The 16358-nt window shown below is 43.6% G+C and carries 11 protein-coding genes and 1 tRNA gene; 2 read left to right on the forward strand and 10 right to left on the reverse strand.

Annotation, left to right across the window (positions count from 1 at the left end; all coding sequences use genetic code 11):
- Positions 1 to 41: 41 nt before the first annotated feature.
- Together ADG03_RS00745 and truB are read right to left on the reverse strand one after the other, a co-directional pair.
- Positions 42 to 977 (reverse strand): bifunctional riboflavin kinase/FAD synthetase, encoded by a 936-nt coding sequence (locus ADG03_RS00745; RefSeq protein ID WP_049472266.1) that lies wholly within the window; start codon positions 975 to 977, stop codon positions 42 to 44.
- A 4-nt stretch (positions 978 to 981) separates the two neighbouring features.
- The gene (gene truB / locus ADG03_RS00750; RefSeq protein ID WP_049472264.1) at positions 982 to 1878 is read right to left on the reverse strand and encodes a tRNA pseudouridine(55) synthase TruB; all 897 of its coding nucleotides are present in this window, start codon (positions 1876 to 1878) and stop codon (positions 982 to 984) included.
- Positions 1879 to 2059: 181 nt separating this feature from the next.
- Here truB and ADG03_RS00755 point away from each other — a divergent pair, with 181 nt between their 5' ends.
- Positions 2060 to 3376, forward strand: a complete 1317-nt coding sequence (locus tag ADG03_RS00755; RefSeq protein WP_049472263.1) for an FAD-containing oxidoreductase — start codon at positions 2060 to 2062, stop codon at positions 3374 to 3376.
- Between the two features lie 36 nt (positions 3377 to 3412).
- Here the strand turns inward: ADG03_RS00755 and ADG03_RS00760 are convergent, their stop codons facing one another.
- The 3 genes from ADG03_RS00760 to pcrA all read right to left on the reverse strand — a co-directional run bounded on the left by ADG03_RS00760 (position 3413) and on the right by pcrA (position 8146).
- Complete coding sequence (locus tag ADG03_RS00760) at positions 3413 to 4213, reverse strand: alpha/beta fold hydrolase (RefSeq protein WP_049472261.1); 801 nt, start codon at positions 4211 to 4213, stop codon at positions 3413 to 3415.
- Positions 4214 to 4216: 3 nt separating this feature from the next.
- On the reverse strand, positions 4217 to 5491 hold the full coding sequence (locus tag ADG03_RS00765; RefSeq protein WP_049472259.1) for a DUF2130 domain-containing protein: 1275 nt from the start codon (positions 5489 to 5491) through the stop codon (positions 4217 to 4219).
- Positions 5492 to 5860: 369 nt separating this feature from the next.
- Complete coding sequence (gene pcrA / locus ADG03_RS00770) at positions 5861 to 8146, reverse strand: DNA helicase PcrA (protein WP_049472276.1); 2286 nt, start codon at positions 8144 to 8146, stop codon at positions 5861 to 5863.
- A 198-nt stretch (positions 8147 to 8344) separates the two neighbouring features.
- Here pcrA and ADG03_RS00775 point away from each other — a divergent pair, with 198 nt between their 5' ends.
- Positions 8345 to 9538, forward strand: coding sequence for a cation diffusion facilitator family transporter (locus tag ADG03_RS00775; RefSeq protein ID WP_031576616.1), 1194 nt, complete (start codon positions 8345 to 8347; stop codon positions 9536 to 9538).
- Positions 9539 to 9625: 87 nt separating this feature from the next.
- On the opposite strand, the gene lepB is transcribed toward ADG03_RS00775, so the two are convergent.
- The 5 genes from lepB to ADG03_RS00800 all read right to left on the reverse strand — a co-directional run bounded on the left by lepB (position 9626) and on the right by ADG03_RS00800 (position 16296).
- Positions 9626 to 10186 (reverse strand): signal peptidase I, encoded by a 561-nt coding sequence (gene lepB / locus ADG03_RS00780; protein ID WP_031576614.1) that lies wholly within the window; start codon positions 10184 to 10186, stop codon positions 9626 to 9628.
- 164 nt (positions 10187 to 10350) lie between these two features.
- The gene (gene pyk / locus ADG03_RS00785) at positions 10351 to 11856 is read right to left on the reverse strand and encodes a pyruvate kinase (RefSeq protein WP_049472257.1); all 1506 of its coding nucleotides are present in this window, start codon (positions 11854 to 11856) and stop codon (positions 10351 to 10353) included.
- Between the two features lie 69 nt (positions 11857 to 11925).
- Positions 11926 to 12939 carry a 6-phosphofructokinase gene (pfkA, locus tag ADG03_RS00790; RefSeq protein ID WP_021152956.1) on the reverse strand — a complete coding sequence of 338 codons (1014 nt, stop codon included), beginning with the start codon at positions 12937 to 12939 and terminating at the stop codon, positions 11926 to 11928.
- A gap of 84 nt (positions 12940 to 13023) precedes the next feature.
- Positions 13024 to 16125, reverse strand: a complete 3102-nt coding sequence (locus tag ADG03_RS00795) for a DNA polymerase III subunit alpha (protein WP_049472255.1) — start codon at positions 16123 to 16125, stop codon at positions 13024 to 13026.
- Between the two features lie 83 nt (positions 16126 to 16208).
- A tRNA-Ser gene (locus tag ADG03_RS00800) sits at positions 16209 to 16296 on the reverse strand.
- Positions 16297 to 16358: the final 62 nt, after the last annotated feature.

Consider the following 16358-nt stretch of genomic DNA (forward strand, 5'->3'; position numbering starts at 1 on the left):
ACCACTGCGTCTTGCTCGACAATCCAAAAACAATTGAGAGGCTAGGACTTCTGTCCCACTCTCTTGGTCCAGTTTCGTGAAACTGCTTCATCTTCTTCTAGTTGCGCCACTAGTTGATCGATCCCATCGAATTTGACCATTTCCCGTATCTTATCCAACCAATGAATGGTCAAAGTATGGCCATAAATATCTCCAGAAAAATCAAAGAGATTGACTTCGAAACGAAGCTCTTTTCCATCAAAGGTGACATTTTTGCCAACAGAAGCCATGCCTCGATAGATCTGCCCTTTAAAATCGACATCAACTACATAAACCCCATCTGATGGTAAATAGGTCCGGTCAATCGGTGCTAAATTGGCAGTAGGATAGCCAATGGTGCGGCCACGCGCATCCCCATGCACGACGATGCCCCGACTGGATAAAGGGTGACCAAGTAGACGGGCAGCTTCTTGGACGCGTCCTTCTAGGATAGCTTGACGAATGCGGGTTGAACTAATCTTTTCCCCCTGATCCAATACAGGAGAAATGACTTCCACTTGACCATCAAAATAATCAGCTAAGTCAGAGGCCGTTTTCTTATCAGAGCCAAAACTATAATCAAATCCAGCAATTAAAACTCGGGCCCTCAAGGCTTTGACAAATTGATCAACAAATTCTTTGGCGGTTTTAGAAGCAAAATCGGTCGTAAAATCAATGAGGAAGAGCTCATCCACTCCTAGTTCGTTTAATTTTTGGAACCGATCCTCAGGACTCTGCAAATGAAGCAATAATTCTGGTTGGTAGCGAACAAAGGCTAACTTAGGAGATTCAGGAAAGGTTAACAAAGCGACCTTCAAGCCTTTTTCATCCGCGATCTGACGCGCCTTTTTAAAGAGTTCTTGATGCCCCAGATGCAGGCCATCAAAGTAGCCCAGAACCAAAACTGTCTCATTCTCCAAATGGATCTGGTTAGCAGTAGTAATCGTACGAATATTCATGAATTTATTGTAACACACTTTCTGTTAGAAAGACTTTTCGAGGTTTGTAAAGTTCTTCTCTTTTTTCTAAAATGGCTACCAATTTTCCTTGGTAAAAAGCAGCTAACTCTTTGGAGTCACTCTCAACTGGAATAAAGCGTCCCACTTGAACTTCGCCAACCTCTTCTACTGTCAGCTCTACTTTTTCCAGATCCCCGGTGCCAATTTCAAGTGGGTGAAGGAAGCTCAAATCTCCTTGTGCTACTTTTTCAGCCACTTCTTCTAAGGTCAGGGAATCTTCCAGTGACAAACCGGCAGCACTGGTCCGTGTCAGATGAGACATATGGGCTGCATAACCCAGTTTTTGACCCAAATCCACCGACAAGGTCCGGATATAGGTGCCCTTGCTGCATTTAACCCGGAAGCGAAAACGGGCTAGTCCTTCCTCGTAGCCAATCTCACTGGTACGCGTGAATTCATAAATCGTCACCTGTCGGACAGGGCGTTCCACTTCTTCTCCTGCCCGTGCATACTCATAGAGCTTACGCCCATTGACCTTAACCGCGGAGTACATAGGCGGTACCTGCTCGATCTCTCCCACCATTTGGGCAATCATGCGATCGACCTCTTCTGCATCTAAAGGCACTTCCACTGGGGTCCGCTCCACGACATCCCCGCTGGCATCCTCCGTTGTGGTAGAAAATCCCAGAGTGATTTCTCCTTCATAGACCTTGCCTTCATCTTGCATGAATTCGACCATCCGGGTCGCCTTGCCAACTGCTATTGGAAGCACTCCCACCACATCCGGATCCAGCGTTCCCCCATGGCCGATCTTCTTAGTTCCTAAGATTTTTCGCAGTTTAAATACCACATCATGTGAGGTCATGCCTGCTTCCTTTTTTACATTGATAATTCCGTCCATCTGATTTGCTCTTTCTAACTGATTGTGTGACCATCCGGTCCACCGACCCTTTATTATACCATGAAACAAGACTTCTTGTCCCTCTTTCCCCCTTCTCATGAGCTCCTAAAAAATCCCGTAGCAGATTTCAGACTTTTTAAAATGGATTTGATACAATAGAAAGCGAAAGAAGGTGTAACATATGTTAATGTATGATGTTATTGTGATTGGATTTGGTAAAGCTGGTAAAACACTCGCAGCGAAATTATCAAGCCAAGGAAAAAAAGTCGCTCTGATTGAAAAGAGCAAATCTATGTACGGTGGTACTTGTATCAATATCGCTTGTATTCCCACCAAGACCTTGATTGTTGCAGCAGAAAAAGGCTTGGATTTTGAGCAAGCCATGAATGAGAAAAATGCAGTCACTACTCGTCTCAATGGTAAGAACTACGCAACGATTGCTGGAACTGGTGTAGACATTATCGATGCGACGGCTCGTTTCGTTTCTAACAAGGTCATCGAAATTCAAGCTGGAGATGAGAAGGAAGAATTGACAGCTGAAACCATTATTATTAATACTGGTGCTGTGCCAAATGTCCTTCCGATCCCAGGTTTGGCTGAAAGTAAATTTGCCGTGGATTCAACCGGTATTCAACGTTTGGAAAACCTACCTAAACGCCTGGGTGTCCTTGGTGGTGGACCTATCGGATTGGAATTTGCTCATCTCTATAATACCTTGGGCAGCCAAGTAACGGTATTGGATGCTTCTGAAACATTCTTGCCACGGATCGAGCCAAGTATTGCAGCTCTTGCAAAAAGCTACCTTGAAGAAGATGGCATTCAATTCTTGCAAGGCGTTCATACCCAAGAAATCAAAGATGGCCAAAACAGCTTAACGATTGTCACAGATAAGGGAGACTTCGAGTTTGATATCCTTCTCTACGCAACAGGACGTAAACCAAACACAGCTGGACTTGGTCTTGAAAACACAGATATCCAAGTCACTGATCGTGGAGCGATCCAAGTCAACCGTCATTTGGAAACCAGCGTCCCTGGTGTCTTTGCAGTTGGGGATGTCAATGGTGGTCCACAGTTCACCTACATGTCACTCGATGACTTCCGCATTGTCTTCAACTACCTCACAGGCGATGGTAGCTACAATCTCGAAACTCGTAGAAATTATGCGACAACACTCTTTATTGCTCCTCCACTTGCCCAAGTCGGCTTGACCGAGCAAGAAGCACGTGACAAAGGACTTCCAGTTGCTGTTAAAGAATTGCCAGTTGCTGCTATGCCACGCGGACACGTCAATGCAGACCTTCGAGGTGCCTTCAAAGCCGTGGTCAACCCAGAAACTAAAGAAATTCTTGGAGTGACGCTCTTTGGAGAAGCTGCAGGCGAAATCATCAACCAGATCACCATGGCGATGGACAACAAGATCCCTTATACTTACATCGCAAAACAAATCTTTACTCACCCAACCATGGCAGAAAACCTAAATGATCTCTTTGCGATTTAACTAACATAAAAAAGCTGGAAAATATTCCAGCTTTTTTTAGTTTAAGAATTCACAGACAGCCTCTTGAAATACTTTATTTTCTTCATAAAGAGCATGCCCAGAATGCTTAAGAATGAGGAGTTGACAACCCGAAATCGCTTTTGCTAGTTCCTTGGATCCGTCCACACCAATCACATCATCTTCAAGCGCACCAAGGACCAAGGTTGGACACTGAATTTCTTTTAAGACCTCAAGGCTATTATGTTCCAGGCAAGACTGAGACTGAATGGCTATTCTATTTTCATCTTTGATTCGCCCCAAGCGACCCATAATATTATAAAGCAACCGCCACTTTTGATAACTCTTTTGCGTGTAAGAATGCTTTGCAATATCCAGCATGAGGTCTCTAAAAGTTCCAGATTGACTAAGCTTTTGCCAATGCTCAATTCGCTCTCTAGCAAGTTGACTAGGTTTTGCAGTAGTCACGGCTAAGATGAGCTTTTGAACCTTTTCAGGGAAATCTACCACCAACCATTGGGCAATCATTCCACCTTGTGAAATCCCCATGACATAGGCTGTATCTATGTTTAGTGTCTCCATTGCTTCTGCTACATCTGCTGCCATATCCCGCGTCGTATAGCCCTGTCTCAACTCATTGATTCGAGAAAAAACATAGATTTTATATCGCTTAGCAAGTAGACGATACGAGAGAGAAAAGAGCTGTGCCTTTCCTTTAACGGTCTGCAATCCATCCCCCAAGCCTGGTATAATTACTAGAGGGTCCTTTCCTTTTCCAAATGTCACATAGTCCATGGTTTTCCCATTCATGGACAAGGTAGCGTTCTTAGCTGAATACAAAGATTATTCTCCTTTCAGAGCATCAAATTTAGCCTTCATGGTTGGATTCTTCCGAGTCAATTTTTTAACGGAAACATCATCCAACTTGTTGTTAGCGAGACGAAGTTGATTTTCTGATGTGGTCAGGAATTTCTTGACTTCTTCCATTCGCTTGATGGCCTTGTCGATTTCATCGATGGCCTTGCCAAAGTTGACAGAAGCCGAATTGTAGTTCTTAGCAAAGGCAACTTTGAAAGCATCCAGGTCTTCTTCAAAGTGGGTGATGTCGATATTTTGTTCACGAACAAGCGCCAGTTCCTGCTTGTATTTAAGGGAATTGAGGGCCGCATTGCGCAAGAGCCCAATGATCTGGATAAAGAACTGAGGACGGACCACATACATCTTCTCATACTCGTGGCTAACATCGACAATCCCTGTGTTGAAGTAGTCATTATCTGCTTCAAGCATGGTCACTAAAACCGCATATTCACAGTTTTTTTCTCGACGGTCCTTGTCCAATTCCTTGTAGAAATCCGCATTCTTATGCTTCTTCTCTGTCCCGTCAGCTTCATTCTTCATCTCGAACATAATAGAGATAATCTCCACCCCATTTTCATCGCACTCGCGGAAGATAAAGTCGCCTTTAGACCCACGTGCAGAGACCTTATTGTCCTTTTCAAAATAGGCATTTGGGAAGGCAAAGCTACGTACCTTGTTAAACTCACTCTCCGCATACTGCTCCAGACTTTCCCCGATAGCCTTAGTCGACTGCTGGGCCTTGAAGTTCTTATAGAACTCAACTTGCTCATTTGCTGCCTTAAGTTGGGCTTCGTAGTTTTGCTTAACAGTAGTCAGAGAAAGCTCGTTTTCTTTTTCTTGTAATAGGAGCTGATTTTTGACCTGATCTCTTTCTTTCTCTAGATCAGATAGTGTTTTTTGAAGCTGATTTTCATGCTCCAAGCGCAAAGTGGCCAACTGATTCTCCAGTGCTTGCACTTCTTTTTCTTTCTCTAGCAGGCTTTGGCTAGCTGTTTGCTCTACCTCTTTTTTGGCCAATTCTTTTTCAGTATCAAACTGTTGAATCTGGTTTTGTAATTGGGCAATTTCTTGGTCCTTCTTAGCTAACTTCTCTTGTTGCTCATTAAGGGCCTTTTGCTCAGCTAAAGCCAACTCTTGCCGAATCCGCTCATGAATTTCCTTGTCAAACTCAGCTGTCCGTACCTGTGACAAGAGTTCGCTGTATTGACTTTCGTTGACTGTAAAGACTTCCCCACAGTTGGGGCACTTGATTTCGTTCATAGCATGCCTCTTTCTCTATTCTTAGTATATTATATCATGCCACCAGTAAAATCAAAACCAGCAAGCTAAGCTTGCTGGTTTCAACTGAATATTCATTTCCCTATAGAGACTTTCCTTAGGTGAGGACGGACGGTAGCGACTCCCTTTGGGATTCCATACCTTAGATTTGAGCCTTACGTCTCAAATCTACCGAGCACCAGAAACCAATGCGTTTCTGGTGCTTTCCTCACGGCGAAAAGTCTCAATCTATTTTGAACTAGTTCCAAAATATCCTTTTTCAATAGTCTCATTCAGTAATAACTTAAGATCTCTGAATAGAGGTTGCTTGTTTATAATCTGAAACAGTGAACTTCGCTTCCTGATCTCGACTTATTTCTTCTCAATTGGCGCGACACTAGCCAAGAGTTTTTTGAGACCCACTTCTGGGAAGTTGATCTTGAGCTCTTGGGTACTACCACTACCAGAGACTTCTAAGACAGTCCCCTCGCCCCACTTCTTGTGAATGGCAATGTCTCCAATGGCCCATGCGACGCTTTCTTTAGCAGCAGCTCGGTTACTATTGCCAAAGGGGAGGCTTGATGATGTGAGAGTACTTGGGGCTGCTTGTCTCTTGCGCTCTTGAAGGGCTTGTGACAAGCTCATGCCTTTTCCAAAGGTCGTTCCGCCACCATTACTATAAGAAGCTTTAAAGCTGGTATTAACTGGACGGGCTAATCCTTGGTAGGTTAATAAATCCGAGCTAATTTCATTGATGAAACGCGTTGGCCGGTTGTAGCTGGTCCGTCCAAAGAGCAAACGTGAGTTAGCATTGGTCAAGAAGAGAACCTTCTCTGCCCGCGTGATCCCTACATAAGCCAGACGGCGTTCTTCCTCCAACTCATCTGGATCCTCAGCCGCACGACTAAGAGGAAAGACATTTTCTTCCATCCCAATCAAGAAGACGACTGGGAATTCCAATCCCTTGGCTGCATGAAGAGTCATCAAGGTGACTTCTGAGGTTTCTTGGGCCCCATCGTCTGTATCGGCAATCAAAGCCAAATCGTTCAAGAAACGACTCAAGGTATCCACACCTGATTCGTCTTCGACGGTCTCTCCATTTTCATCAAAATTCTTGGTAACAGATAGGAACTCTTGGATATTCTCGATGCGGGCCTGACTTTCCAAATTTCCCTGATTGGTTAGGGCCGTCATATAACCTGTCTTGTCAAGGACTTCTTCGACCAACTCTGTAATGGTCAGCTGGTCCAATCTTTCTCTCAAATCAAGAATGAGATTGGCAAAGTCCCAGATGGCTTGGGCTGCCTTTCCTTTGATGCCAGAGAGCATGATATTGGCTGAAGCATCCAGGAGTGAAGATTCTTGCATTTGAGCAAAGTCACGAATCTTATCCACTGTACCTGGCCCGATTCCCCGCTTAGGTTCATTGATAATTCGCTCAAAACTGATATTGTCACTGAGATTGGCAATCAAGTTCAGATAAGCAATGACATCTCGAATTTCCTTCCGGCTGTAGAACTTGGTGCCCCCTACCATGGTGTAAGGAATGTTGGACTTGAGCAGCGCTTCTTCAATGGTCCGTGACTGGGCATTGGTTCGGTAGAGAACAGCAAAATCACGGTGCTTGTAGCCAGCTTCGCGACTCAGCTCTTCAATGGTTTTAGCAACAAAGACTGCTTCATCCTGCTCGTCATTAGCCCGGTAATAGACAATCTCTTCCCCGTCTTCATTTTGGGTCCAGAGATTCTTCGGACGGCGGTGGCGATTGTTTTTGATGACATCATTGGCTGCTTGCAAGATCGTCTTGGTCGAGCGGTAATTCTCTTCTAGGAGGACGACCTTAGCTTCCTTATAATCCTTCTCAAAGTCCAGGATATTCTGCATATCTGCTCCCCGCCAGCCATAAATAGACTGGTCCGCATCCCCAACGACACAGATATTTTTAAAACGTGAAGCCAAAAGTTTGACTAATTGGTATTGGGCATGGTTAGTATCTTGATACTCGTCTACGTGGATGTATTGGAACTTCTGCTGGTAATAGGTCAGCACATCTGGATGCTGATCAAAAAGACGCAAGGTCAGCATAATCAAATCATCAAAGTCCACTGCTTCCGACTGACGGAGTTCCTTTTGGTAAGCCTCATAACACTTGGCGACGATCTGGGTATACATATCTCCAGCCTGGGCGGCATAGGCCACTTCATCGATCAAGTCATTTTTAGCATTGGAAATAGTCCCCAAAATAGTCCGTTCATTCCATTTCTTAGGATCCAAATTCAAGGACTTCAAAATCCGCTTCATCAAGGTCCGTTGCTCACCTGGATCGACAATAGTGAAGTTACGATTGTAACCAATATGATCCGCATCTCGACGAAGGATGCGCACACACATAGAGTGGAAGGTCGCAATCAAGCAATCTTGGGTGGCTGGATTCAACTGATAAGCCCGCTCCTTCATCTCCCGAGCAGCTTTATTGGTAAAGGTAATGGCCAAAATATTCCAAGGATTGACCATTTTTTCATCGATCAAGTAAGCGATGCGGTGGGTCAGGACACGTGTCTTACCAGAACCAGCTCCCGCCATGATCAAAAGGGGACCTTCTGTCGTTTGGACCGCCTCTGCTTGGCGATCATTCATACCATTCAATAAAGGATTCATCTCATACTCCTCATTCATTCAATCGTTCTATTATACCACATTTTCGCCCTTTCTCCTTTTGGAAACAGTTGGCATCATTTGAATTTTGCACTCAAAAAGGCTATAATAAAGGCTTAAGAAGAACGAATATTTCCTCATTAACAACGATCCAAGTTTTTCGCTTAGGAGGAAATCTACAGAAGTCTGGAGGAGTTATCAGTGAATCAATCACAAAGTAATTTAAAACTAGCCGAACGTGGAGCCCTGATCAGTATTGTCGCCTACCTGATTCTTTCCGCAGCTAAATTAGCAACAGGACATCTCCTTCACTCCTCCAGTTTGGTCGCGGATGGTTTTAATAACTTATCCGATATTATCAGTAACGTCGCCCTTCTCATCGGCATTCGCATGGCCCGCCAGCCAGCTGACCGCGACCACCGATTTGGTCATTGGAAGATTGAAGATCTAGCTAGCCTGGTAACTTCCATCATCATGTTTTATGTGGGCTTCGATGTCCTACGAGATACCGTTCAGAAAATCCTCAGTAGGGAAACCACTGTCATTGATCCTTTAGGGGCCATTGTCGGAGTTGGATCAGCCCTTGTCATGTTTGCGGTCTATCTTTATAACCGGACTTTAGCTAAGAAAGCTCAATCCAAGGCCCTCAAGGCAGCTGCCAAAGACAACCTGTCTGACGTGGTCACTTCTTTAGGAACCTCTGTTGCGATTGGAGCTAGTGCTCTTAACTATCCGATTGTGGACCAATTAGTGGCCATCGTTATTACCTTCTTTATCCTAAAAACTGCCTACGACATTTTCATTGAATCCTCCTTCAGCCTCTCCGATGGTTTTGATGAAAGTCTCCTGGATAAATACAAGGCGGCTATTCTGGAATTGCCAAAGGTCAGCCGGGTCAAATCCCAACGGGGACGGACTTACGGAAGCAACATTTACCTAGATGTCGTCATCGAAATGAATCCAGACCTCTCTGTTTATGAGAGCCATGCTATTACCGAAGAGGTCGAGCGCCTTCTCAAGGAACAGTTTGGCGTCTTTGATATCGATGTCCATGTGGAGCCAAGTTCTATCCCTGAAGATGAGATTCTGGACAATGTCCTTCTCAAATTAAAGACCTATGAGGAACGCTTGCAGGCTCAGCAGGAATACCAAACCCTCCTAGCAGACAACTTCACCCTCATCAATGAGTATGGCCAAGAAAGCCACAAAGAGGACCTGGTCCGTTTGCAGGAAGAACATCAAATTCCCTTTAAGAATTTCGAAATTGAATCTATCAGTCAAAAGACCAAATTGATTCGCTATGAGTTAAATGACCAGATCCATACCAGTCTCTGGCGGCGTCATGAACACTGGCAAAAGGTCTTTCACCAAATTACCAGTAAACAGAAAAAATAGAACCCTCTACCTCAATCTAACCAGAATAAAAAGCTACTGCAATTCTTTTTTGCAGTAGTTTTTTTGTAAGAAAAAATAGCCTTTCGGCTATTCTTCTACTTTTATAAATCCAAATTTATTAAGAGGATAGAGACGTAGATTCACGACTCCTTCGATCTGATTTTTATGGATATAACCAAACTCACGGCTATCTTCTGTATCTCCACGGTTATCATTTAAGACTAGGTAAGTATCGGATGGTACACGACCAGCCTTGGTCCCTTTTAACTCTGATAAGAAAAAATCATCCGTATAATACCCATTACTCGTTGGAGCAGCTAAGTGTTTGTTGAGCATTTTGTTCAGATAAGGTTCTGGTGTTGCCTGTCCATTCAAATAGAGGACGTCATCTACGTAGCTGACTTCGTCGTTTTCTTTGGCAATGACACGTCCAAGGTATTCTTTTCCACCGACCCTGTATAAGACCAAATCACTGCGATCTACCTGAGCATTTCTAGTCGCTACCACAAGATCTCCAGTTTTCACAGAAGCATTGGCCATTTTATCATTGATACTAAATGGATGAAATACAAAGATTCGAAGCAAAATCAGTGCCAAAACCAGTACACCGACAATGATGACATTTCTAATTAAATCTCTCCTTGGCATGTATGTCTCCCTTCCTTTTTAATTATTATACCATGTTTTTGATCTTTAAAAAAGAGAAAGTAAGCATTAGTGAGAATTCTTATCAACACACACCAGAAGAAAAAGAAAAACCTCGCGGTCAATCCTTTCGGACCAACCAGCAAGGCTTTAGATATAATTGTCTATTAACGTACTGTACGGATACGCATTGTGTTTGTACGAACAGCTTCTCCAACTGGTACACCAGCAACGATAACGATATCATCACCAGATTTAACAAGACCAGCTTCAACCGCTTTACGTTCAGCAATTTCGAACATATCGTCAGTTGATGAAGGAGCATCTGTCAACATTGGGATAACACCCCAGTTCAACATCAATCCACGTTCAGTCAATTCGTCAAATGTCAATGCCAAGATATCAGCATCTGGACGGTATTTAGAGATTAAACGTGCAGTGTGACCTGTCTTAGTCAATGTTACAACCAATTTGATATCCATTGAGTTTGTAGCATCTTTAACAGCTGAAGCCATAACTTCTGTCTTAGAGTTACGTTCGAATGTAGCTGGGTTCAAACGACCATATTCTTTCAAAAGTGTTTGAGCATTCATGTCGATTTTCGCCATTGTAGCTACAGATTCAAGTGGGTATTTACCGTTTGCAGATTCACCTGAAAGCATTGTAGCATCAGTACCATCGATAACAGCGTTGAAGACGTCAGATACTTCTGAACGAGTTGCACGTGGTTTTTCAGTCATTGTTTCAAGCATGTTTGTTGCAGTGATAACAACTTTACCAGCAGCATTTACTTTAGAAGTAATCATTTTTTGGTAAACTGGAACCATTTCGAATGGTACTTCGATACCCATGTCACCACGAGCGATCATGATACCGTCAGTAACTTCGATGATTTCATCCAAGTTTTCGATACCTTGTTGGTTTTCGATTTTCGCAAACAATTGAACGTGGCTGTTACCAGTTTCTTCACAGATAGCACGAACTTCTTGAACATCTTTTGCAGTACGTACAAATGAGATCGCAATGAAGTTGATACCTTGTTCCAAACCGAAGCGGATATCGTCGTTATCACGTTCAGCAAGTGCTGGGAAAGGAATCTTAGTGTTAGGGATGTTTACACCTTTTTGTTTAGCGATGATACCATCGTTTTCAACTTCAACAACGAATTCACGTTTTGCAGCGTCTTTTTCTACAACGCGAAGACCCAATTTACCATCATCAACCAATACTTGGTGTCCAACTTCAACATCATCAAAGATATCAAGCGCACCAGCAACGTTCAAAGCAATCACTTCACGAGTTGATTTGATACCTTGTTTTGTAGCAACGCGGATACGTTCACCAGTCTTGTATGAATATTCTTTAGCTTCGCCTTCGAACAATTCAGTACGGATTTCAGGACCTTTTGTATCAAGAAGGTAACCAACTTTTTTACCAGCGATTTCTTCTGCACGTTTAACAGTCGCCATACGTTCACCTTGTTCTTGGTGGTCACCGTGTGAGAAGTTGAAACGGAAAGTGTTAGCGCCAGCTTCGATCAATTTAGCAATGTTTTGTGCTGAAGCTTCAACGTCAAGTTTTTCAGCCCAGTATCCATCTTCACCGAATTTTTTACCGCCACGGATTTCTACCGCAGGACCTAAAGTTGCAACGATTTTTACACGTTTGTTCATGATATATATGACTCCTTTTTTAATATATCTGTCTTTTTAAGACAAGGTTAACGAATTTATGAAATAAAATTAAATTGAAGACAAGCTACGGTTCAACTCGGCAAGACCAAGATCAGCTTTATGTGGATTGTTTACCACAATCTTACCATCTTCTGTCAAGCTAAAGAGGGCTCCTTCTTCTGCTTTACCAAGGATTGGATTTTCCACCATTTTTTCATTGCGGATACCAACGGCTACACCACCGATTCCTTGTTTCAACAATTTAACAGCGTGTGCTCCCATACGTGAAGCAAGAACACGGTCACGCGCAGTCGGTGAACCACCACGTTGGATGTGGCCAAGCTCAGTCACACGAAGGTCACTTTCATCACCAGCTTCTTTCAAAGCTTTACCAAATTCATCTGCAGACATCACGCCTTCAGCCAAGATGATGATGTTGTGGGTACGACCTTTTGCGTAACCTTCTTTGATGCTCTCAACAACATCTTCGATCTTGAATCCTTCTTCAGGGATGATGATTTCATCTGCACCAGATGCAATCCCTGCCCAAAGAGCGATATCTCCAGCGTTACGTCCCATCACTTCGATAACGAAAGTACGGTGGTGACTAGATGAAGTATCACGGATCTTATCGATCGCGTCCATTGCAGTTGTGACTGCCGTATCAAAACCAATTGTAAAGTCAGTTCCGACGATATCGTTGTCGATCGTACCAGGAAGACCCACAGCTGGGAATCCAAGCTCAGTCAAGCGCATCGCACCATGGTAAGAACCATCTCCACCAATAACGACAACACCTTCTATCCCGTGTTTCTTCAATTGCTCGATCCCTTTTAATTGACCTTCGCGTTGTGCGAATTCAGGGTAACGAGCTGAATGAAGGAAGGTACCACCACGGGAAATAATATCTCCAACAGATGAGGCGTCAAGGGGCTGAATTTTACCAGCAACCATTCCCGCATATCCATCATAGATACCGAAAACTTCCATTCCTTCTGAAATTGCTTGACGAACAACTGCACGGATGGCAGCATTCATACCAGGGGCATCTCCACCACTAGTTAAAACAGCAATACGTTTCATTTCGTTGTTTGCTCCTTTTTTTCTTTTACATTCTACGTAATTATAACACAAAGAAGACTAAAATTCTCGTATTTTTCGCAGTTTTTACCGATAAATCGTTTTCATAACGAGATTCTTTAATTCATCTTCCAATTCTTTGTTTTTCTGGACGGTATAGCCCTTCAATTGAAGAGTTTTTTTCTCGTCTTCATAGCGTAATATCACAGGATATGGGCCCGGATATTTTTTCAAGATAGAAAGAATCGTTTTATCCTGACGATGATCGAGCAACTGGATCCAGAACTTTTCATTGGTCGCTAGTTGTGCCTCTGCTAGAATCATCTGCAAGCGCCCATCACGCTCTTGTATCTTCCCTGTCAAGTAATAAAAGCCACCTTCTTTTATCAAGGAGGAAAATCGATTGTAGGTTTCAGGGAAAAGGGTCACATCCAATTTTTTCTTGGTATCACTGACTTGTAAGAAAGCCATGAGATCACCTGACTTGGTTCGAATGGTTCGAATGCTTTGTACCTCAATGAGAATGCGTACCTGCTCTCCTTGTATGAGTTGAGAAATTGGTTGGATCTCGTAGGGACTCGTTTGCCCAATCGCAACCAATGGGTGAGTACTGAGCCCGACACCAATAATGGCCTCTTCCTTCTCATATTTTTCAGCCTGGCTAAAGTCTTCTGCTTCTGTCCAGGAATAGTTAGAATCTGCAAATAAACTACCTAGCTCATCGGCAAAGACAAACAAATTCGGCAAATTGTGAAGCACCTTGCGCCTATTTTTTTCAAAGATGTCAAACAATCCAAGCTCCACTAAAGGTGTTAACAAAGGCAATTTATGATACTGATTGGGTAGGCGTAAAATAAAATCTTCGACACTTTCAAAGGGACGATTATCAATGATCCAATACGCTAAATCTCTCGGGAGTCCCTTGATATTTTTCATTCCCAAGTAGATTTTCCGATCCTGGAACTTATCTCTGTAAGGGATGGTGTTGATGGATAATGGCGCGACTTTAAAATCAAACTGGAGAGCATCTGTCAGATAATCGCTGCTCGAATAATTGAGCATGACATCAAAGAAAACATCTGGATAATGGACCTTGAAATAGGCCATCTGAAAGGCCAAGGCAGAATAGGCATAGGCATGGGAACGGTTAAACCCATAGCCTGCGAATTTTTCCATGATTGCAAAGACCTCTTTGGCTTTTTCTTCCGTATGCCCAAGTTTAAGAGCACCTGCGACAAAATCGTCTTCCATCTTATGCATTTCAGCCGCATTTTTTTTACCCATAGCCCGACGTAAAATATCGGCTTTTCCCAGGCTAAAGCCTGCAAAACGCTGGGCAACCTGCATGACCTGCTCTTGGTAGAGCATGATCCCATAAGTAGGCCGTAAGATTTCTTCAATAGCTGGATCCAGAATGTCAACTTTTTCCTGGCCGTGCTTTCTTTTGACGAAATTATCAATGTAATCACTAGCCCCTGGACGATTGAGAGAGGTGGTCGCTACCACTTCTTCGAAATGATTGGGTCTCACTCGTCTCAAGAGGCGAATGGCTCCAGCCTGTTCAAATTGGAAAATCCCCTTGGTATCCCCAGCAGCAAACAAGGCCAAGGTTTCTGGATCTTCTAAATCAATGGCTTCAATCACGATCTCTTCTTGGTACTTTTCATAGACGGCTTCCTTCATTTTCTGAACAAAGGTTAAATTTCGCAGACCCAAAAAGTCCATCTTCAACAGACCATTGGCTTCAACCGCATGGGCATCATACTGGGTGACAAACATGTCTTCTCCATACTTGAGAGGAATGTGATCCGTCAAATCCTGGTCACTCATCACAACCCCAGCCGCGTGGATCGATGTCTGTCTTGGTTGGCCTTCAATTCTTTTAGCAATTTCAAAGCCACGCTCAAATTCTGCTCGGCTATGAATCACTTGTCGAAAAGCTAGATTCTGTTCATAAGCTGTCGTCAGTGTATCCCTAAACCCAATCCGCTTGGTAATGGAGGTCAATTCGTACTCTGGTACCCCAAAACGTTTAAAGACATCGCGAATGGCTTGTTTGGCCCCAAAGGTTGAAAAGGTCACGATCTGAGCTGCATGGTAACTCCCATAACGGTCTCGCACATAGCGGATAAATTCTGGTCGATAGATATCAGGAATATCAATATCAATATCCGGCATGGTGTAGCGCTCCACATTTAAAAAGCGCTCAAACAGGAGGTTCTTCTCCACAGGATCAATCCCTGTAATCCCTAGGGCATAGGCTACCAGTGAGCCTACAGCAGACCCACGTCCCATTCCCATATAATAGCCTTGACTCCGTCCGAAACGAAGAAGGTCCCAGACAATCAAGAAATAATCATCAAAGCCCATCTGGTGAATAATGTCTAATTCATGCTCCAGACGTTCTTGATAGACCGGACTGGTCAAATTCTTTCGAAGAAGACCCGCTTGGGCTAATTCTCTCAGTTCCTCAACAGCTGGTTTCTGAGGATTGAAGCGAGGCAATTTCAACTGGGTATCAATGTCATATTGAATCCCTTGGACAAGTTTTTCCAAATTTGTGATAGCTTGCGGAAATCGCTCTGCAAAATCATTCTTTAAATCCTGAGGGTTTTTAAGGACCGTTGTAGGATCAATTGGCCCTGTTTCTGTCAAGCTTTGATTGTCCTTGATGGCTGCTAGCATCTGCATGGCTTCCACATCTTCCGCCTCAAAAAATCGAACGGTATGAAGAGGAATCACAGGGTGGCTAAACTCTTGGACCGGCGTATCCGCAAAAACTCCGATGAAGTAATCTAGACCAAGCGGCAAGGCTCCACTAGCAAAAGGAGCTGGGACAATGACTGCTACTCCTTCTGTTAGGTGCTTCACATCCTCCCAATTGCTCTTCCCCATCATTTTGACGGTTGACATCTTCATCAGATTCTGGTAGCCCTTCGTTGACAGAGCGATCATCCGAAACGGAATTGTTTCATTCTCTACCTCTAGTCCAATTTCTAAACCGACCAAGGGGCTGAGCTTGTGGGCCTGACAGGCTTCGATAAATTCATAAGCACCATATAAATTATCTATATCCATGATTCCCAATGCGTCATACCCCATGCTTTTAGCCACGTGGACATAGTCTTTTATGGTCACAAGGCTTTCCATAAAAGTATAGACTGATTTGGTATCTAGCTGTGCAATCACTTCTTCTCCTCCCTCACTTGTCTATTTTTGGGACTCTTTTTTGTACAAAAAAACACCACTGCTACACAATGATGTCTCAACAACGGAAGACATGGGATTCGAACCCACGCACGCTTTTACACGCCTACCGCGTTTCCAACACGGCCTCTTAAGCCTCTTGAGTAATCTTCCATGCATAAAAATATGGAGCCGGTGGGAGTTTCTAAAACTTAATTATATCGCTGTTTTTAGGT

Source organism: Streptococcus parasanguinis (genome assembly GCF_001069785.1).
In the GTDB taxonomy this organism is placed as follows: domain Bacteria; phylum Bacillota; class Bacilli; order Lactobacillales; family Streptococcaceae; genus Streptococcus; species Streptococcus parasanguinis_T.